This window comes from Nocardia sp. CA-129566 (genome assembly GCF_050956075.1).
In the GTDB taxonomy this organism is placed as follows: Bacteria; Actinomycetota; Actinomycetes; order Mycobacteriales; family Mycobacteriaceae; genus Nocardia.
The window spans coordinates 5,727,151-5,746,620 of sequence record NZ_CP192085.1; the positions used below are offsets into that span (position 1 = coordinate 5,727,151).

A 19,470-nucleotide genomic window follows, 5' to 3' on the forward strand; every position below is an offset into this window, starting at 1 on the left:
GCACGGACTTCTCCGGCACGACCCTCGGCACACACGGATTCCCTTGCCGCACAGACGGTGAGCCGAGGCAGGCCGACTCAATGAGTCGGCACTCGCACCAGTGCGCCCGATTCCATTGCCACCCAGATCGCGCCATCGGGGCCGGTCGTGAGTCCGTGCGGCTCGGCACCGGGGAGCTCGTATTCGGTGATCTCGCCGGACGTGGTAATCCGCCCGAGGCGGTTGGCCACCCATTCCGTGAACCACAGGGCGCCATCGGGTCCGGTGGTGATGGCGTGCGGCCGGGCGGTGCGGTCCGGAAGAGGGTATTCGTCGATCTTGCCATCGGTGGTGATGCGGCCGATCTGGCCCGCGGCGATCTCCACGAACCAGAGGGCGCCGTCGGGGCCAGCCGTAATACCAACGGGCATGGCGGCTTCGGTGGGCAGCGGGTGGACGCTGAGCGTGCCCGCGGTGGTGATCCGGCCGATACCGTTGCCCTGGTTCAGGGTGAACCACAGGGCCGCGTCCGGGCCGGTCGTGATCATGGAGGGCATGCCTTCGACCGGAAACGTCGTCACCTCGCCGCTCAGGGCGCGGCGGGCGATCCGGTTCGACTGCAGTTCGGTGTACCACATCGCGCCATCGGGGCCGGTGGTGATGCCGTACGGCGAATCCGCCGGGAACATACCGATTTCACCGCTCGGCGTGACCCGTCCGATCCGATTGCCGCGAAACTCGGTGAACCACAGGGCGCCATCCGGTCCAGCGACAATGACGGTCGGCTGTCCGTCTGCCGGATCGAGCTGGATGGTCTCGACTTCGCCTGCGGCACAACGCCCGATCGCGCCCTGCGATACCAATGTGAACCACAGCGCACCATCCGGGCCGGTCGCCAACCCGTAGGGCGCGCCGGAAAGCTCAATCAATCTGTTCCACTCCCATCTGCATTCCCGTGAACCGGGCTCGCAGCGCTCGGTCGTGCGTCACGATCACGAGCGCACCGGCGTAGTCGCGCAGCGCGCCTTCCAACTCTTCGACCAACGTCAGCGACAAGTGGTTGGTGGGCTAGTCGAGCAGCAGCAGGTCGTAGTCCCCCGCCAGCAGATCGGCCAGTGCAAGTCTGCGCCGCTGCCCCTCCGACAGTGCGCCCACCGCAATATCGAGCGCGTCCGGGTGGAACAGTCCGGTCGACATCAGCGCCTCTCGACCGTGCCCATAGGTCTCGGCCACCGTTGGCTCCGGATCGAAAACCACATGCTGGCGCAGATATCCGACGCGGCCACGCGCACTGTTGTAGATCTTGTCCAACAGTGTCGACTTGCCAGCACCATTCGGCCCATGGATCAGCACCCGATCTCGCGGTCCGAGCCTCAGCGCACCGATCTCGAACGATGTGGTCCGCCCCGTCCCGAACCTCCCGCGAAAACGCAATGGCTCGGGCGGCCGCCGCACCGGATCATCCCGGAGCCTGCGCAACCGCTCCGCCGTCTGGCGAACCCGCGAAGCCACCGAACTCTGCACCCGACCGGCATTGCGGTCGTAGGCCATCTTGTTGTTGTCCTTCATCGCCCGACCCACCGCGACCTGATGCGCCGTCGTATTCGCGAACTCCTCGAGGCGCGCGATCTCGTCCTGCCATAGGGCATACGCCTGCTCCCAGCGCGCCCGCGCCGCGGCCTTCTCGGCGAGGAAGCCGCTGTAGCCACCACCGAATCGGGTGATATCGCGGTCCTCGACCTCCACGATCGCGGTCGCCACCCGGTCCAGGAACGTCCGGTCGTGCGAAACCACGACCACCGTCCCCGCATGCGTCCGCAGCCGCTCCTCCAGCCAGACCAGGGCCGCCGCATCGAGGTGATTGGTCGGCTCGTCCAGCAATAGCACCTCGGGTGAGGCGGCGAGCAGACACGCCAGCCCGAGCCGGGCCTGCTCGCCACCGGATAGGCTCGGCATCGGTCGCTCGCGTTCGATATGCGCCAGGCCGAGTCCGTGCATCGACTTGTCGACCCGAGCGTCGGCCTCATATCCGCCACGCGCCTCGAACGCCGTGAGCAACTCACCGTAGGCGGCCATATCCTCGGCTTCGGCGGCCTCGCACATCCGCTGCTCGAGCTCGCGCAACTCGGCCAGCGCCAGATCGATGGCCTCGCCAACGGTGCGGCCGGGCACAGTCTGCGCCAGATGTCCGATGCCGCCCGCCGCACGCACGGTGCGCTCGCCGTCATCGAAACTCTCGATGCCTGCCATGATCCGCAGCAAAGTCGACTTGCCGGAACCGTTTTCGCCGACGATGCCCGCGCGCTCACCGGGCCGGATGGACACCGTGACGCGCTCGAGGACGACTCGTTGTCCATAGGACTTCGATACGCCCCGCAGAGTCAGTTGGGTGGTCAGATGGATCTCCAATCGCTACTTGTGTAGCTTTAAGCTAACAAGCCGGCCCAACTAATGCAACAGGAGTTGTCTTTGGAGACGCAGAAGCGCCCAGGCGGCCGGAGCGCCCGCGTCCGCGACGCAGTGCGCCAGGCCACCCTGGCCGAACTCACCCTGCACGGCTATCAGGGCCTGACCGTCGATAACGTCGCGCAACGCTCCGGCGTGCACAAGACCACCGTGTACCGCCGCTGGGGCAGCCCGGAGGGACTCATCGCCGACGCCCTCGAACTCGCCGAGAACGAGCCGTGGCCGATTCCCGATACCGGCTCACTCGGCGATGACCTGCGCGGCATCACCGATCTGGTGCGCACCGGGTTCGCCGACCCCGATGCCGGACCGGTGGCGAGTGCGTTTATCGCTGCGGCAGTGCAGAATTCCGCGGCGGCCGCAGCCCTCCGGCGCTTCTACGCGGCCCGGCACACGCAGTCCGCCGAGGTCATCCGCCGCGCGATCGCTCGCGGCGACCTCCCCGACACCGTCGATGCCGAGGAGGTAATCCGCTTCGCCGTGGCGCCGATCTACTACCGTCTGTTCATCACTCACGAACCGGTGACCACGCAAGACACCCTCCGCGCGGCCGATGCCGCACTGGCCGCAGCACGCGTGGGAGCGCTCTGACGGCCGATCGGGGCACAGCCGAGCCCCCCGCAGTGCAATGATGACCCGGTGACTTCCTGGCTTCCGCTTCTCAGCTCGCTCATCGTCGCCGCCGCGGCGCTCATCGGCGTCCTGATCAACAACCGGACGAACCGCGACGCGATCACCGCGGCCGACGAGCGCAACCGGACCACACTCGATGCCGCACAGCGCAATATCGAGACAACCCACGCCACCGCACAACGCAACATCGACACTGCCAATGCCGCGGCAGAACGCCGCGAACAGGACAAGTGGCGACGCGAATCGATCCTGACCGCGATCTCCTCGGTACTGCTCGCCGCCGCCGACGTCCGCCAAACCCTGTGGGACACCCTCGATTGGAAGGCCGAATCCGTCGACGACGTGGACACTTTCGGCAAGGAAGTACAGCAGAGCATCTCCGCATGCAACGGCTACATCACCCGACTCCGCGTCCTGTCGAACCCCAAGATCCCGCACCGCTGCGAAGATCTCCTCCGCACCCTCACCGCAGCCCAGAGCATCACCGTGCAACGCCTCAAGGTCGAACTCGACGAGGAAGCAACCATGGACGATGTCAACGCCATCCGCGCACTGTGGCACAAGGCAATTGCCAACACCGTCCAAGACGAACGCGCCGTCATCGATGCAACCCGCGCGGAACTGGGCATCGAAGCCCTCAGCGAGATCTCGGAACTCGAACCCGAGGCCGCGCCGGACCCGGCGTAATCCCGCGTGGGGCGACCCAATTTCGGTCGCAACTACGGCGACAGCCGCCTACATCCGGCAAACCCGCTGCCCCACAGCAAGATCACGCACCCAAACCCTCCGCTCGACCATCCTCAGCCGCGGGGTCGAAAACGAGGATGCCCTCTTCGCGGAGATGACCGCCACATGGCCACGCCCAGCTCAGCGCCGCAGCGATCTGATCTTGACCGAGCTGGGTCGCCTCGGCGTCAGCGCGGCCGCATGCGCTACGCCGCTCGAGAGCGTGATCCGAACCCGAACCCGCCATCAACCCTCTCGGCCCCGAATATCACTGGGTCGAGTCCTCGCTCTGCGCGATCAAGGGATTCCATCAACGTGTCGCGAAGGTCCTCACATCGCGAATGTCCTACGTGGTCCGACAGCGTACTCGAGCGGTGCGGAAGCGACCAGCCTATGGACAGCTGCTATCAGTAAGTATAGACTTACGGTTCGTGAAGGCTTACCGAGATGCCGCGTTGGACGCGCTGGGGGACCCGACGCGGCGGGCGATCTTCGAGCGGCTCGGGAAGGGGCCGCGTGCGGTTGGTGAGTTGGCCGATGAGTTGCCGGTCAGTCGGCCTGCGGTTTCCCAGCACCTGAAAGTGCTGAAGGAGGCGGGGCTGGTGGTCGACCAGGCGGTGGGGACCAAGCGGGTGTATCGGCTGAACCCACAGGGGATCGACGGGCTTCGTGTGTACTTCACGCAGTTCTGGTCGACGGCGATGTCGGCCTTCCAGGACGAGGTGAACAGGCAGGCGGCCGACGCCTCGAGAAAGGAGAAGCCATGACACAGCAGTTGAGCGATAGGGAAGTTCGGGTCGAACTCGTCGTCGATGCGCCGATCGACAAGGCCTACGACGTGTTCACCAATGGGATCGATACCTGGTGGCCGCGTGCGCATCACATCGGCAAAGGTGAACTGGCGCAGGAGGTTATCGAACCGCGGGAGGGCGGGCGCTGCTTCGGCAGAGAGACCGACGGCGCCGAATGCCCCTGGGGCACCGTACTCGCCTGGGAACCGCCGCGGCATTTCGCGTTCTCCTGGGAGATCGGCCTGGACTGGCAGCACGAGACGAATCCGGACCGCGCCAGCCGCGTCGATGTCACCTTCGATGCGGTGACGCCCGAGCGCACCGCGGTCACCCTGGTGCACTCCGGCTTCGAGAACCACGGCACGGGTTGGGAATCCATGCGCGACAGCGTCCAAAGCGAGGGCGGCTGGCCCGATCTGGTCAACACTTACGGCAAAGTGGTTGCCGCACAATAAAAGCGGCTACCGAGCCGCACCTATCACAGGGTGCGGCTCGGCAGCGGTCAGTACGCGTCCAGCGGCGGGCAGGAGCAGACCAGGTTCCGGTCACCGTAGGCGCCATCGATGCGACGCACGGCAGGCCACACCTTGCCCCGCGACGGATCGATACCGTGCGGGTACACCGCGATCTCCCGGCTGTAGGGATGGTCCCACTCCCCGACCAGGCAGGCCGCGGTATGCGGCGCACCGCGCAGCGGATTGTCGTCGACCGGCCACACCCCCGCGGCAACCTGATCGATCTCGGCCCGGATCGCGATCATCGCGCGAATGAATTCGTCCAGCTCCGCGAGGTTTTCACTCTCGGTGGGCTCCACCATCAGCGTGCCAGCGACCGGGAAGCTCATGGTCGGCGCGTGGAATCCATAGTCCGCCAAGCGCTTCGCCACATCATCCACGGTGACACCGGTCCGCTTGGTGATATCACGCAGGTCGAGAATGCACTCGTGCGCGACCATCGAGTTCTCGCCGGTGTAGAGCACCGGGAAGTACTCGTTCAAACGGCGCGCGATGTAGTTGGCCGACGCAATGGCGGTCAACGTCGCCGTACGCAGACCATCGGCACCCATCATCCGGATGTAGGCCCAGGTGATCGGCAGAATCGAGGCCGAACCGTAGCGGGCCGCCGACACCGCGTGCGAATCCGTCTCCAGCGGATCACCCGGCAGGTACTTCGCCAGATGCGCACGCACCGCGACCGGGCCGACACCGGGACCGCCGCCGCCGTGCGGAATGCAGAAGGTCTTGTGCAGATTGAGATGGCTGACATCACCACCGAAGCGACCGGGACGGGCCAGGCCGACAAGCGCGTTCAGATTCGCCCCGTCGACATACACCTGGCCACCGGCATCGTGTACCAGCGCGCACAGCTCGGCGACCTCGTGCTCGTACACACCGTGCGTCGACGGGTAGGTGATCATGATGCAGGCCAGCCGCTCCGCGTGATCGGCGATCTTGGCGCGCAGATCGTCCAGATCCACATCACCGTTCGCGCGGCACTTCACGACCTCCACCCGCATGCCGACCATGGTCGCCGAGGCCGCGTTGGTGCCGTGCGCGCTGGAGGGAATCAGGCAGGTATCGCGGTGCGCGTCACCACGATCCAGGTGGTAGCGGCGGATCGCCAGCAGTCCGGCGTATTCGCCCTGGCTGCCCGCATTCGGCTGCAGGCTCACCGAGTCGTAGCCGGTGATCGCGGACAGCCAGTTCTCCAGATCGGTGATCACCTTCAGCAGGCCGGGCGCATCCTCTACCGGCGCATACGGATGCACGCGGGCGAAGCCGGGCCAGGTGATGGCCTCCATCTCCGCGGTCGCGTTGAGCTTCATGGTGCAGGAGCCGAGCGGAATCATGCTGCGGTCCAGGGCGATATCCTTGTCGGACAGCCGCCGCAGGTAGCGCAGCATCGCGGTTTCGGTGTGGTAGCTGGTGAATGCCGGATGGGTGAGGAACTCCGAGGTGCGGGTCTCGACGGAGACCGCCGTCGTGGGCCCGCTCGTCTCGGAAGTCAGTGCGGTGCCGAAGGATTCGAGCACGGCGGCGACATGGGTCTCGGTGGTCGCCTCATCACAGGCGACACCGACGTGATCCGCGTCGACAAGCCGCAGGTTGATACCGCTCGACTTCGCCTTCGCCACCACGGCTTCCGCGCCGCCGGGCACCCGCACCAGCAGCGTATCGAAGTAATTGTCGTGCACCACGGCACCATCGAGTCCGGCCGCGATGGCCGCCGCCCGCCGATGCACGCTCCGGGCGATCTCGCGCAGTCCGTCGGGTCCGTGATAGCTCGCGTACATCGCGGCCACAATCGCCAGCAGCACCTGCGCGGTACAGATATTCGAGGTCGCCTTCTCCCGGCGAATATGCTGCTCGCGGGTCTGTAGTGCGAGTCGATACGCCTGATGGCCGTCGGCGTCCACGGATACCCCGACGAGTCGTCCCGGCAGCTGACGCGCGTGCTTGGCATGCACCGACAGATATCCGGCGTGCGGACCACCGAAGCCCATCGGCACACCGAAACGCTGTGTGGTGCCGAAACATACGTCCGCACCCTGCTCCCCCGGCGGCGTGATCAGCGTCAGCGCAAGCAGATCCGCGCCGACCGCGACCAACGCGCCCCGCTCGTGCGCCGCCTCGATCACCGGCCGCCAGTCCACGATCCGACCCGAAGCACCCGGAAGTTGAACCAGCACGCCGAAGTACTCGCCATCGGGCAGTTCACCGCCGGACAGATCCGCCTCGACGATCTCGATTCCCAGCGGCTCGGCGCGGGTCTGCAGCACGGTCTTGGTCTGCGGGAACAGATCATCGGAGATCAGCAGGCGCGCGGAGGTGGATTTGCCCGCCCGGCGCAGCAACGTCATGGCCTCGGCGGCGGCGGTGGCCTCGTCCAGCATGGACGCATTGGCCACCTCCATCCCGGTCAGGTCCGACACCATGGTCTGGAAGTTGAGCAGTGCCTCGAGCCGCCCCTGGCTGATCTCGGGCTGGTACGGCGTGTACGCGGTGTACCAGGCCGGATTCTCCAGCAGGCTGCGCACCAGCACCGGCGGGGTCAACGTGTCGTAGTAGCCGAGCCCGATCATCGAGGTGGCGACGGTATTGGAATGCGCGAGCGCGGCCAGTTCGTCGAGCACCTCGTGCTCGGTCGCGGCGGGCGGCAGCACCTCGAGTCCGGAGCCGTCCAGAATGCTCGCGGGCAGCGCCGCGGTGGCGAGCTCATCCAGCGAGCCGACGCCGACGACGTCCAGGATCCGGGCGAGTTCATCCCGGTCGGGTCCGATATGACGGTCGGCGAATGATCGAGTCACGACAAGCTCCCAAGGTCGGGCGGGGTCGACCAACTGCGGTCGACGGATACCGGCCCTCCCCCTCTGTCGTGGAGCCTGAGAGATTCGGGTGCCACGACGCAGGTGCCGAGACCCCTTTCCCCATGGGCGGGCAACCGCCGCGTTGTGCGGAGTCGCCACTTTCCAGAGACGTCGAAGCCCGTACGGTCCCTTTTGCCTGAGAGATTGACGGGGAGGTGCTGCTCCTTCGGCGCCCGAACTCTTGTGAAGTCCGGAACTCTCCCGCACGGCGGCGACGCACCGCCAGTTTATGCCGCGCGCGCAACGAATGACGCCACTGGACCCCGGATGGGCGTGTAGCGCTCATCACTTCGGCGGAACGGACGAGTGCCCGCCGCTGTAGCGACGGGCACTCGACGCATCGGTTCCTAGCCGGTCTTCCGGTTCATCCGAGCCTTGCGACGGAAGGACAGTTCGTCCTCCGGCCGTTCGCTCGCGCTGCCGCTCACGGCCCGCTCGGCCGGGAAGTTGGCGATGGCTCCGGTCAGTTCCCGCATGGCGCCGCTGACCGCGATTCCGAAGACGCCCTGCCCACCCTGCAGTAAATCGACTACCTCCTCGGGCGAGGTGCACTCGTACACCGAGGTGCCATCGGAGAACAAGGTGATGCCCGCGAGGTCCTGCACACCGCGGCTGCGCAGATGGTCGACGGCGATGCGAATGTTCTGCAGCGAGATACCCGCGTCCAATAGTCGCTTCACGATCTTCAGGACCAGAATGTCCTTGAACGAATACAGGCGCTGGCTACCCGAACCCGCGGCCCCACGGATGGAGGGAACGACCAATCCGGTGCGCGCCCAGTAATCGAGCTGCCGGTAGGTGATCCCGGCCACCTGACATGCGCTGGGGACGCGATAGCCGACCAAATCGTCGGGCACCGAATCATCCGGGAACAGGCCTGGCTGTACCACATCCTGCGATTGCTCTGCCACTGACCACTCCCTTGCTTCGCCGACGCCTAGCCTCATCGATGACCCGGCTCCGTCACGACCAACGACCGGCCGTAACGGACGTGGCCCAACTATCGAGATTACTCCCTGTGATTCTCCCGGGAGCGGCATCGTCGGACCAAACGCGACGCGCGGTAGGAGTCTCGACCTCTACTTCACCTCTAGAAGAAAGGGTTTCGCCAACGCGCCGCCCTCGCGCGGCGGCTCAGCTGTCGGTGGCCTTGAAGTCGTCCGGCGAAACGGATTCGAGGAACTCCTTGAACTTCTCCACCTCGTCTTCGCGCTCGTCCGGCATGACCAGCCCGGCCTCTTCGAGCACCGGTTCCTCGGCATAGATCGGGCAACCCACCCGCAAGGCGATCGCTACCGAATCCGACGGCCGGGCCGAGATCCGCAGATCGTTGTCGAAGACCAGATCCGCGTAGAAGGTGCCCTCCTGCAGATCGACGATTCGCACTTCCTTGAGGGTGTGCCCGAGGTCGGCGATCAGGATCTTGATCAGATCGTGAGTCAGTGGACGGATCGGGGTCACCCCCTCTTGTTCGAGCACGATCGCGGTCGCCTCGGCCTGCCCGATCCAGATCGGCAGATACCGGTCTCCGGACACCTCGCGGAGCAACAGCACGGGCTGGTTCTGTGGCTGCTCGACACGAATGCCGATAACGCGCATCTCACTCATCGCACTGCCTCCCAATGACTCGCCGGCCGCCCGGCATGACCGCTGCAGAGCTCGCCGTACCACGAGTCTAAGCGAACCGCGAGGCGTCAAGCATTCCGTGTGCACAGCCGAAATCGGCGTGTTGCCCCTCTGGGACGCAAAGCGAAACCCGTCGGAAATCTCAGCCGCCGAGTGAAGACCGCACCGAAGCCTTCACCAGACAGGTGTGCAGCGTCAGTGACAGCGCCGCAAGTTCGCGCACCGTCTCCTCCGCGCGGGCCCGCGCACCGGCGTCGCGGCTCTTGGCGATCGGGGCCGCGATCTGCGCCACCAGCGCGGCCTCGCGATCCGCGGCCAGCTTGAAGGCGCGCAAATGCCGTGCCTCGAGCCCGAATTCGGCCATCGCTTTGGCGGTCTTGGCCAGTGTCACCGCGTCCGCGTCGAAAAATCCCGCCGCACCCGGCGTGATCAGATTGGCCCGGATCAGATCGCTCAGGAATTTCTCGTCGATCTCGGCCTGGGCGAGCAGATCCGCGCGGGTGAGGCGGATTTCGTGATCGAATCGCAGCTCGTCGGGCGAGATCTCACCGGGTACGACGCCGAGTTTGCGCGGCGCCGCGGTGCGCGCCGCGGTATGCGCCGAAGGTGTTGCGGTGGGCGCGGAGTCGGGCGATGAATGCCCGGCCTCCGGCGCACCGCTGCGGCCGGAGTGCGCCCGGGCGCGGGCTTCCCGCACACCGAGCGTCGCCGCACCGCTGTCGATCGCTTCGAGCTGTTCCTTGATCACCTTCAAGGGCAGGTACTGATCGCGCTGTGCGGTCAGAACGAATCTGAGCCGTTCACAGTCCGCGATCGAGAACCTGCGATAACCCGACGGTGTGCGCTCGGGTCTGATCAGCCCCTCGGCCTCGAGGAACCGAATCTTGGAAATGGTGATGTCCGGAAAGTCCGGTCGCAGCAGGTCCAGCACGGAGCCGATCGACATGCCTCCGCGAGCCCACTGCGCCGCGCCCGTCATAGCACCGAGTCTTTCATGACACAGCGTTCTTCCCTGTCAACACCACCGACACGCATAATCCGTGCCGCAGGAGTCACAGGCTGCCCGCACCCGCCGATGGCTCGTTAACCTGGGCCCGTGGTCCGGTGAGGAACACGAGGCGGAATTTGCCGATCTGTACCTCGTCACCGTTCTGCAGCTCCGAGGAGTCCACCGGCTCCCGGTTGACGTAGGTGCCGTTGAGGCTGCCCACATCGACCACCTGGAAGGAATCGTCGTCCTGCCGGAACTCGGCGTGCCGACGGCTGACGGTGACGTCGTCCAGGAAGATGTCACTGTCGGGATGGCGCCCCGCCGACGTGGTCGGCTGATCGAGCAGGAACCGCGAGCCCGCGTTCGGGCCTCGCTTGACGACCAAGAGGGCTGCACCAACGGGCAGACCCTCGACCCCTTGGACCGGCTGTTCGCCGGTCACCTCAGCGGAGCGCGACGCGTCGACCTCGTTCAGGAAATCCGCGCGGAAGACCGACGTCGTCTCGGCCGCGGTCTCCCCGTAACCCGGGTCTTTGTTCTCGCTCACCGTTTCTCTCCTCCTCGAACCTGATTATCCATGCAAGCAGGTGCTGCCTTCACCGCCACGACCTGGGGATCCTGACGCTAGAACACCGGCTGCCAAGCGCCGGCACATCTGTTGGCATTGACCGTACCCTGCCAGGGCGTACCCGTGCAGGTAGAACCGGGAAGGCTTGGTCAGCCCCCGATAACTCCTTGATAACCCGCGGCATCCAGCAGTGCACCGAGTGCCGCATCCGTGCTGGCCTCGTCGCTCAATTCGAGCTCGAAGATCCACCCGTCACCGTAGGGATCGCTGTTCAACGTTTCCGGCGTCGACGTCAGATCCTCGTTCACCGCAACGACTTTCGCGGCGAGCGGGGCGTAGATGTCGGAGACGCTCTTGGTCGACTCCACCTCGGCGATGCTGTCCGCCGCGGCCACGTCCTTGTCCACATCGGGCAGCTGCACGAACACAACGTCACCGAGTTGAGACTGGGCGTAGTCGGTGATACCCACCCGAACCCGGGTCGGGCCGATCCGCTGCACCCATTCGTGTTCCTCGGTGTAGCGCAGATCCTCGGGGGTCTGGGTCACAGGCCGTCCTTTCCTCGATCGGCAGATCGTTGTCGAGCGACCTGCGGGCAGTCACCACTGATCGTTCCGAGCGACCCGCAACAGGTCGCTACGGGTGTACAAGGCAACTCTAATCGCTACTCACTGCGGTGTGGCACAGCCGGTATCGCTCGCGCGACGGCGAAAGCCTTCCATAGGTAGAGCACGCCGGTCCACACGTACACCGTCGTGCCCCAGACCAGGAATGCCCCACCGAAGGCGCGACCGAAACCTGCCAGCGCCCAGTCCATCTGACCGGCCAGCAGCCACGGCAGCGCGGACATCAAACCGAAGGTGGCCGCTTTGCCCAGGTAGATGACCTCCGGCGGGTCGAGTTCGCGGCGTTTGTACACCGAAAGAGTCAGAGCGAGGATCGCGTCACGACCGATCAGGATCACCGCGACCCACCAGGGCAGCAGCCCGCGGATCACGAAGGCGGCCAGCGTGGTCACCAGGTACAGCCGATCCACGAACGGGTCGAGCAGCGCGCCGAGCCGCGAGGACTGGTCGAGCAGCCGGGCCAGCTTGCCGTCCAGGAAGTCGGTGACGCCGCTGGCCACCAGCAGCGCGAACGCCCAGCCGTCGGCCCGCACCACCAGCAGCAGCCACAGGAACAGTGGAACGCCGACCAGTCGCAGCACGCTCAAGATATTCGGGACGGTGAGGATGCGGTCGGCGAAGATGCCGCCGACGGCCGGGTCGTCATCGCCCGTGCCGGAGTCGGCGCGTTCGCCCGGTTCCGTCTTCCCCGATTCGGTTGCCACAGCCCCGTGCATACCGCACCGACCCCGGTTCACGCCATCCGGGCACGCCGGTTGCGGACAGTTTCGCGCACCGGCAGGCTGTTTCCGAGCGACTTGCAAGCACGCGCCGGCAGCGCATTACGCCACATCCCAGCCGGTGACAGAATGAGTATGAAACCATCTCATCTGGTTGCGTACAGGCCGCCGCACGGTTCAGAGAGGGAAACCATGCCCGCATTCGACTACGACGTGGTAGTGATCGGCTCCGGATTCGGCGGCAGCGTGAGCGCGCTGCGCCTCACCGAGAAGGGCTACCGGGTCGGCGTACTGGAAGCGGGTCGCCGCTGGCCCGCCGAGGACATTCCGAAGACGAATTGGAATGTGCGCAAATCGATCTGGGCTCCTCGGCTCGGTTTGACCGGACCACAGCGGATCAGCATCCTCGGCAAATGCGCGGTCTTCTCCGGCGCTGGCGTCGGCGGTGGTTCGCTCATCTACGGCAACACCCTCTACGAGCCGCTGCCGAACTTCTACACCGATAAGCAGTGGGCCCATATCACCGACTGGAAGGCCGAACTGGCGCCGTACTACGACCAGGCTCAGCGCATGCTCGGGGTGGCGCCCAATCCGCGGATGACACCGGCCGATGAGGTGATCAAGGAGATCGCCGACGATCTGGGTGTCGGCAGTACCTTCCACCCCACCAATGTCGGTGTGTTCTTCAACGAGACCGATCCCGGCACCGAGGTCGATGACCCGTACTTCGGCGGCGCGGGCCCGCGACGACGCGGCTGTGTGCATTGCGCGCAATGTTTCACCGGCTGCCCGAACAATGCCAAGAACACCACCACGACGAATTATCTCTACCTGGCCGAAAAGGCCGGGGCCGAAGTGCATCCGCTCACCACCGCGACCGCGGTGCGGCCACTCTCCGGTGGCGGCTATGCGGTCGAGACCGAACGTTCGGATCGCTGGATCCGCAAGCAGCGCAAGACCTTTACCGCCGAGCAGGTGGTATTCGCCGGTGCGGCGCTCGGCACCCAGAAGCTGCTGCACAAGATGCGCGATGAGGCCGTACTGCCCAACCTGTCGCCGCGCCTGGGTGAACTGACCCGCAGCAACTCCGAGGCCATCCTCAATGTGGTGAGCCGCGCACGCCGCGATTTCGCTGAGGGCATCGCGATCACCTCCTCCATCCATCCGGAGGCCGATACCCATATCGAGGTATGCCATTACGGCAAGGGGCAGAACGCGCTGTTCCCGATGTCGGTGCCGATCGTCGACGGCGGCGCATTCCGATTCCTGCGCTTCCTGCTGGCAATCGTGTTGCACCCGCTCGTGTTCCTGCGCAGCCTCAATGCCCGCCACGCCTCGGAGAAGTCGGTGATCCTGCTGGTCATGCAGTCGCTGGACAATTCGCTGACCTCCTACCGCAGGCGCGGACAGTTGAAGACCAAACAGGGCACCGGCGAACCGAATCCGACCTGGATTCCGCTGGCCCACGATATCGGCCGCCGATTCGGCGCCAAGGTCAACGGCGATACCCACGGCCTGATCATGGATGTGCTGAACATCCCGGCCACCGCGCACTACATCGGGGGCTGCGTGATCGGCGAGGGTCCGCAGGCCGGTGTGGTCGACCCGTATCAGCGGGTATTCGGGCATCCCGGGCTGCATATCGCCGATGGTTCCGCGGTCACGGCGAACCTCGGGGTCAATCCGTCGCTGACCATCACCGCACAGGCCGAGCGCGCAATGGCGTTCTGGCCCAATAAGGACGAGGCCGATCCGCGCCCGGAACTCGGTACGCGGTACCGGCGGATCTCCCCGGTCGCGCCGAAACATCCCACGGTGCCAGCGGCAGCATCCGGTGCGTTGCGGTTGCCGATCACGCCAGCTGATCCGGTCGTCCCCGCGACCTGACCAAGCTAACGCGCACGGAGCGAGTGGTACGAGCGACCGTTCACGCACGCGAGGCCCACTCGTCGCCCGACCACCACCCATCGTCGAATCGCTACGCGATGCTGAATATTCGGGGCCGCGAACACGCCGCGCCGCAGGTGCGGCAAAATGTCACAGTGTTGGACGGTGGTATCAATCTTCGGTCGTACATCCCCGCCGAGGAGGTGCGCGCCCGCGGTCGCGCACTGCGGCAGCGGGTTCCGGTCACCGCGCGGGACCGGGCGGCCACCGGGTCCGAGCGGCCGGATGTGCTGGAATTCCTGGCGGCCAGCAATGCTGGACGGTTGCCGCATCTGGTGCCGCTGCGGGTGGGCCGGATGATCGCCTCGCCGTTCACCTTTTATCGCGGCGCGGCCGGTCTGATGGCCGCCGATCTGGCGGGCAGTCCGGACAGCGGCCTGTCCGCCCAGCTCTGTGGTGACGCGCACGCCGCGAATTTCGGCCTGTACGGCACGCCGCGCGGCGAAATCGTCATGGACATCAAATGATTTCGACGAAACCATTGTCGGCCCGTGGGAGTGGGATCTGGAGCGGCTGGCCGCCAGCCTGGTGTTGGCGGGCCGCGAAGGCGGTGCGGCCGAGGACGATTGCGTGCGAGCCGCCCGTGATGCCGCGCGGTCGTATCGGCTCACCATCGATCATCTGGCCGACCAACCGTTCATGGAGTCCTGGAGCGCGCTGCCGGATGAGTCGATCCTGAGTCGGGCCAAGGCCGACGATCTGCTCGACGACTTCAAGAAGGCCGCGAAGAAGGCGCGCAAGAACACCAGCGCGAAAGTGGTCGAGAAGTGGACCGAACATCTCGAGGATCACCAGACCGGGATCAGCAAGCACCGATTCGTCAGCGACCCACCGATTCTCACCCCCGTCGACGATAAGGTCGCCGAGCAGATCATCGACGGACTCGAACGCTACGGCGACACCCTGCGCGAGTCCCGGCGCAACCTGCTGGCTCGATTCGCGGTGTCCGATATCGCCTTTCGCATTGTCGGCACCGGCAGCGTCGGCCTGCACAGCTATGTCGCGCTGCTGCACGGCAACGACGGCGAGGCGCTGGTGCTGCAGCTCAAGCAGGCCGGTCCCTCCGCCTTGCGCCCGTTCCTGCCGGTGCCGCGGCCGCGGCACGAGGGGGAACGAATTGTGCAGGGCGCCAGGCTGGTTCAGTCCGAGACCGATATCCTGCTCGGGTGGACCACACTGCGCTTGGAAACCGGTGAACTACCGTTCACGGTGCGGCAATTCCGCAATATGAAGGGCAGTATCGATCCGACGGAGCTGTCATCGGAGGATCTCGACGACTACGGCAGGCTGGCCGGTGCGCTGCTGGCCCGCGCGCATTCACGCTCCCTCGATCCGCGGCTACTCGCCGGGTACCTCGACGGCGATGCGGCTTTCGAGGACGCCATCGCGCGCTACGCGGTCCGCTATGCCGATCGGACCGAGTCCGACCACGCCGTATTGGTCGAGGCGGTGCGGGCTGGAAAGATCGCAGTGGAACATCCGCAGTGACACGCCGCGTCTGGTCGCAGGCGCGGCGAACCGGGCCGTGTTGTCCGTATCCTTGCCACCATCGAGTGTTGACGTGAAGGGCGGTCGCGAATGCTCGTGCGAGTACAGAACCCGGCAGGCACCAATGCCGAGCGGGCGCTGATCGACTGGCTGCGCACCTGGAAGGATCCGGCCAGCCCGCACGGGGTGGCCACGGTCAATTGCAGTCTGTTCCACAATGATCGGCTGCATCAGTTCGATGCCGTGGTCTGGACCCCGACCAGTTGTGTGGTGATCGAGGCCGAGGCACTGGTGGCGCGCCAGGACGGCGTGCTGGAGGTGCCGCTCAGCGGCCCGTGGACGATCTCCGGCCAGCCCATCGCCATCGAGGCCCGCGATCGCCGCACCCCGCTGGACAAATCGCGAGAACACACCCTCGCGCTGCAGAACTGGCTGGCCGCGCGCGGTCTCGGCCAGCGCGCGGTGCACGGGGTCGCGCTGATCGTTCCGCTGCGCGGCGCCGAGCTTTCGGTGAAGCAGGAGTGGAGCGATCCGAGTTTCGATGTGATCCTCGGCACCGAACCCGACCGGCTGCGACACTATTTCGAGACGCTGGCCGAATCCGAGAAGAACATCCACCTGTGGACCGCCAACGATGTCGCGGTGGCCTTCCGGAGCCTCGGCATCCTGCCCTATCTGCCCGCCCCACAGGATCTGATCAACGAGGGTTTCCTCGGCCCGATCGATATCTCCCTCTGGCACGGCGGCCCGCAGCAGGCGCAGGCGGAGGCCTATGCCGTGGAGCTCGCGGAGGCCGAGAAGAATGCCGACGCACCGGCCATCGTCATCGAAGCGCCCTGGTACAGCCCGTGGAAGCTGTATCCGCGGCAGGCGGGCGATATGGATCTCGGGCGGGCGTTCATGCGCATCGCCCTGGCGGCGGGCATGCTCATCGCCTTCGCATGGGTGATCTGGTTCGTGATCAGCGCGGTATTGACCTACGGGCCGGGGTGATGTCGCGCGGGTCCGATGGCGGTCGGCTGCTCCTCGATCGGCTGTGCGCCGGGTCCGCGTTCGACGAGCAGCGCGACATGTAGTCGCGAGGGACAGTCCAGTTTGAGCATCACCTGGCGGACATGGTTGACCACGGTCCATTCCGAGATCCGCAGCTGCGTCGCGATCATCCGATTCGTCATGCCGGTCGCGACCAGCACCGCGATTTCGCGCTGCCGGTTGGTGAGGGCGTCCAGTGGCGATTCGACGGGTTCGGTCAGCGTGGGCGCGGTGCGTGCGTAGGCCGCCGCATCCGACAGGCTCATCCGTGCGCCGACGGTCGTCGCATCGCGAAACCCGGACTCGCCCGGCGTATTTCGGTGCTCGGTGAGGCGCTGGTCGCGGTCCAGTTGCGGAATGCCGTGTGCCGCACGCAGCTGCCGGGCGGCGACCGCGAGGATCGCAGCGTGCTCACCGCCGACACCGGCGCGGTAGTAGGCACGAGCACAGCCCTCCAGCGCCGTGATCGCGCAGAGCACCTGAGCGGCCAGCTCATCGTGTGCGAGCACCTCGCGATACAGCCTTTGGGCGCGGGCGGCGGTCTCGGACCCGAGTTGGGTCCGTGCCAGCATCAGCAGCGCCTCCAGCTGGATCGGAGTATCGAACTGCCGCAGCCGATCTCGCAGTGTCGACCAGGTTGTGTCGTCGGGTCGCGGCGGGTCCGGGAGCTCGAGCAGAGCGGCGCTGACGTCGAGCCACCGGGACCACGGCGACGCCAGATCCGCGGCCCGTGCGGTCGCCAGTGCGTGCGCCGCGGCGGCGTGCTCGCCGCGCAGTCGCAGGGCCGGTGCCAGCAGTACCGCGCACCGCCCCGCGCCCAGCGGATTGTCGAATCGCTGATATGCCGCAACGGCATTGGTGAGAATTTCGACCGCCCGCGCGATCCGCCCCGATCGCAGGGCCAAATTGCCCAGCAACTCCAGACATCGGGGGGCCGTCTCGCCGGGCGTACCCGGGCCCCGGTCCCCCGATGTCAGCGCGTTGGCGAGCACGGTCTCGAGTTCGATCAGATAGCCGTGCTGAATCCACGCGCATTGCAGCGCGGACGCGGTGCCGATGGCACGTTCGGCGTCGCCGGTGGCGATCAGATGCCGCACCACCGAGAGCACATCGCGCAGCCGATCACCCGCGAGCGCCAGTGCGTCGGCGCGGTACTCGCGCTGGTGCAAGCGGGCGCCGAGCACCTGGGCCAGTTCGCAGATCCGATCGACGTGCGCACGTCGAATCCCCTCGGCGCGTTGCGAATCCATGCGCAGCGCGGTGCGGCAGTAGGCGCGGACCGTACTCACGAACCGATAGCCGACGCCACCGGTTTCCAGCGCCGTATGGTGCAGCAGGCTGCGATCGACGAGTTCGGCCAGTGCGACGCCGGTTCGCTCCGCATCGGCGGCGCCGAGCAGGCAGGCGATTTCGGTATCGATCGTCGACTCGCACAGCGACAGTCGCAGCAGCAGATCGAGTTCGTCGGGATCGAGGTCGGCCAGACTCCACGCAACCGCGGCATGCATCGTTCGATGCCGCGCGGGCACATCGACAAAGGGCGACTCGAGCAGATCCTGGCCCGCCGAGACGCGCTGGAGCGTGCCGACGGGTCCGAGCCGGGAGATGGTGGCGGCGGCCAGTTCCAGTGCCAGCGGGACACCGTCGAGTGCGCGGGCGATCTCGTCGAGCACCAACCGGTCGGCGAGCGCGGCGGCCTCGAGGTAGTGGCTATCGATGCTGGCCAGCAGCAGTTGCGCGCCGGGCGATGCGGCCGGATAGTAGTCGCCGGTGCCGTTACCGGTCGGCAGCGGCGAAATGCACAGCACGCATTCGTGATACAGGTGCAGCGGGACCCGACTCGTCGCGATGATCACCAGATGCGGACAGCGTTCGAGCAGCCAGGCAATATCGGTCGCCAGTTGGGCGGCGACGCAATCGCAGTTGTCCAGCAGCAGAATTGCCCGGCAGGAGTCGATCCTGGCCGCCAGTACCGTGAGTGCGGTTCGCGCATCGGTGCGCGGGCGTTCGACCACGCCCAGCGGCCGCTGCCCCGATGCGTCCAGCACCGCGTGCCACGCGCCCGCGCGATCAACGGCCTCGCCGAGGTCCGCGACCGCGTCCAGACAGGTACGGAACTCGCTGTCCGCCAGCACTTCTCGGGCCAGCCTGCTCTTGCCGACGCCCGCGGTGCCGGTGAGGGTGAGCAGGCGGACCCGCGGATCGGTCAGCAGTCGTCCGATCTCGAGGTGCTCGGCATCCCTGCCGACCAGGCTCGGCAGCCGGTAGCTCCCCGACAGCGCGCGCGATCGCGGTAGCGCGGAGCTGTGGTCAACCATGGTGGCCCCCTCGCAGGTTGTCGCGATCCCACAGTATCCGACGACTTCGGCTGACACCGTGGGAAATTCACCGCGGCGGCGGCAGGTGCAGTTCATGTGCGTCGTGCGCGTCGGATCCGGCATCCGACCCGGGTCCGTTTAGTGAGGACTCGACGGCGCATCGGCCGGGTGCGTCGAGATAGCGTGAGGAGGT

Annotated in this window: 16 protein-coding genes, 1 pseudogene and 1 riboswitch; of the genes and pseudogenes, 7 read left to right on the top strand and 10 right to left on the bottom strand. The window is 66.3% G+C overall.

The genetic code is table 11. The features are described from left to right. Positions 1-77 precede the first annotated feature (77 nt). Both ACQP0C_RS24770 and ACQP0C_RS24775 read right to left on the bottom strand, forming a co-directional pair. A complete protein-coding gene (locus ACQP0C_RS24770) occupies positions 78-905 on the bottom strand; it encodes a Vgb family protein (protein WP_433734645.1) in 828 nt (275 codons plus the stop codon). Positions 906-1,047: 142 nt separating this feature from the next. Further along, positions 1,048-2,388 (bottom strand): ABC-F family ATP-binding cassette domain-containing protein, encoded by a 1,341-nt coding sequence (locus ACQP0C_RS24775; RefSeq protein ID WP_433723556.1) that lies wholly within the window; start codon positions 2,386-2,388, stop codon positions 1,048-1,050. A 60-nt stretch (positions 2,389-2,448) separates the two neighbouring features. Between ACQP0C_RS24775 and ACQP0C_RS24780 the strand changes: the two genes are divergently transcribed. From ACQP0C_RS24780 to ACQP0C_RS24795, 4 genes are all read left to right on the top strand, one after another. Beyond that, positions 2,449-3,036, top strand: a complete 588-nt coding sequence (locus ACQP0C_RS24780; RefSeq protein WP_433723558.1) for a TetR/AcrR family transcriptional regulator — start codon at positions 2,449-2,451, stop codon at positions 3,034-3,036. A 48-nt stretch (positions 3,037-3,084) separates the two neighbouring features. Further along, on the top strand, positions 3,085-3,765 hold the full coding sequence (locus ACQP0C_RS24785) for a hypothetical protein (protein WP_433723560.1): 681 nt from the start codon (positions 3,085-3,087) through the stop codon (positions 3,763-3,765). Positions 3,766-4,235: 470 nt separating this feature from the next. Beyond that, positions 4,236-4,571 (top strand): ArsR/SmtB family transcription factor, encoded by a 336-nt coding sequence (locus tag ACQP0C_RS24790; RefSeq protein WP_433723562.1) that lies wholly within the window; start codon positions 4,236-4,238, stop codon positions 4,569-4,571. Then, complete coding sequence (locus ACQP0C_RS24795; protein ID WP_433723564.1) at positions 4,568-5,050, top strand: SRPBCC family protein; 483 nt, start codon at positions 4,568-4,570, stop codon at positions 5,048-5,050. The genes ACQP0C_RS24790 and ACQP0C_RS24795 overlap by 4 nt, the downstream gene beginning before the upstream one ends. A gap of 47 nt (positions 5,051-5,097) precedes the next feature. On the opposite strand, the gene gcvP is transcribed toward ACQP0C_RS24795, so the two are convergent. The 7 genes from gcvP to ACQP0C_RS24830 all read right to left on the bottom strand — a co-directional run bounded on the left by gcvP (position 5,098) and on the right by ACQP0C_RS24830 (position 12,396). Further along, positions 5,098-7,902: an aminomethyl-transferring glycine dehydrogenase gene (gene gcvP / locus ACQP0C_RS24800; protein ID WP_433723566.1), complete on the bottom strand. Its 2,805-nt coding sequence runs from the start codon at positions 7,900-7,902 to the stop codon at positions 5,098-5,100. A 173-nt stretch (positions 7,903-8,075) separates the two neighbouring features. Then, positions 8,076-8,176, bottom strand: a riboswitch (glycine riboswitch). 133 nt (positions 8,177-8,309) lie between these two features. Further along, entirely contained in the window at positions 8,310-8,909 is a 600-nt protein-coding gene (locus ACQP0C_RS24805; protein WP_330254661.1) for a MerR family transcriptional regulator, read from the bottom strand. Between the two features lie 187 nt (positions 8,910-9,096). Further along, complete coding sequence (locus ACQP0C_RS24810; protein ID WP_062985690.1) at positions 9,097-9,570, bottom strand: bifunctional nuclease family protein; 474 nt, start codon at positions 9,568-9,570, stop codon at positions 9,097-9,099. 160 nt (positions 9,571-9,730) lie between these two features. Beyond that, entirely contained in the window at positions 9,731-10,567 is an 837-nt protein-coding gene (gene ftsR, locus ACQP0C_RS24815) for a transcriptional regulator FtsR (RefSeq protein WP_433723568.1), read from the bottom strand. A gap of 73 nt (positions 10,568-10,640) precedes the next feature. Next, positions 10,641-11,126 carry an oxoglutarate dehydrogenase inhibitor Odhl gene (gene odhI, locus ACQP0C_RS24820; RefSeq protein WP_354956478.1) on the bottom strand — a complete coding sequence of 162 codons (486 nt, stop codon included), beginning with the start codon at positions 11,124-11,126 and terminating at the stop codon, positions 10,641-10,643. Positions 11,127-11,296: 170 nt separating this feature from the next. Then, the gene (gcvH, locus tag ACQP0C_RS24825; RefSeq protein ID WP_354956476.1) at positions 11,297-11,695 is read right to left on the bottom strand and encodes a glycine cleavage system protein GcvH; all 399 of its coding nucleotides are present in this window, start codon (positions 11,693-11,695) and stop codon (positions 11,297-11,299) included. Between the two features lie 116 nt (positions 11,696-11,811). Beyond that, positions 11,812-12,396, bottom strand: a complete 585-nt coding sequence (locus ACQP0C_RS24830; protein WP_433734646.1) for a CDP-alcohol phosphatidyltransferase family protein — start codon at positions 12,394-12,396, stop codon at positions 11,812-11,814. 288 nt (positions 12,397-12,684) lie between these two features. Here ACQP0C_RS24830 and ACQP0C_RS24835 point away from each other — a divergent pair, with 288 nt between their 5' ends. From ACQP0C_RS24835 to ACQP0C_RS24845, 3 genes and pseudogenes are all read left to right on the top strand, one after another. Further along, complete coding sequence (locus tag ACQP0C_RS24835) at positions 12,685-14,379, top strand: GMC oxidoreductase (protein ID WP_433723571.1); 1,695 nt, start codon at positions 12,685-12,687, stop codon at positions 14,377-14,379. A gap of 170 nt (positions 14,380-14,549) precedes the next feature. Next, positions 14,550-15,927, top strand: a pseudogene (locus ACQP0C_RS24840) (DUF2252 domain-containing protein). A gap of 90 nt (positions 15,928-16,017) precedes the next feature. Further along, entirely contained in the window at positions 16,018-16,920 is a 903-nt protein-coding gene (locus tag ACQP0C_RS24845) for a nuclease-related domain-containing protein (RefSeq protein WP_433723573.1), read from the top strand. Here ACQP0C_RS24845 and ACQP0C_RS24850 read toward each other — a convergent pair. Then, positions 16,905-19,277, bottom strand: a complete 2,373-nt coding sequence (locus ACQP0C_RS24850; protein WP_433723575.1) for a helix-turn-helix transcriptional regulator — start codon at positions 19,275-19,277, stop codon at positions 16,905-16,907. The genes ACQP0C_RS24845 and ACQP0C_RS24850 overlap by 16 nt on opposite strands. Positions 19,278-19,470: the final 193 nt, after the last annotated feature.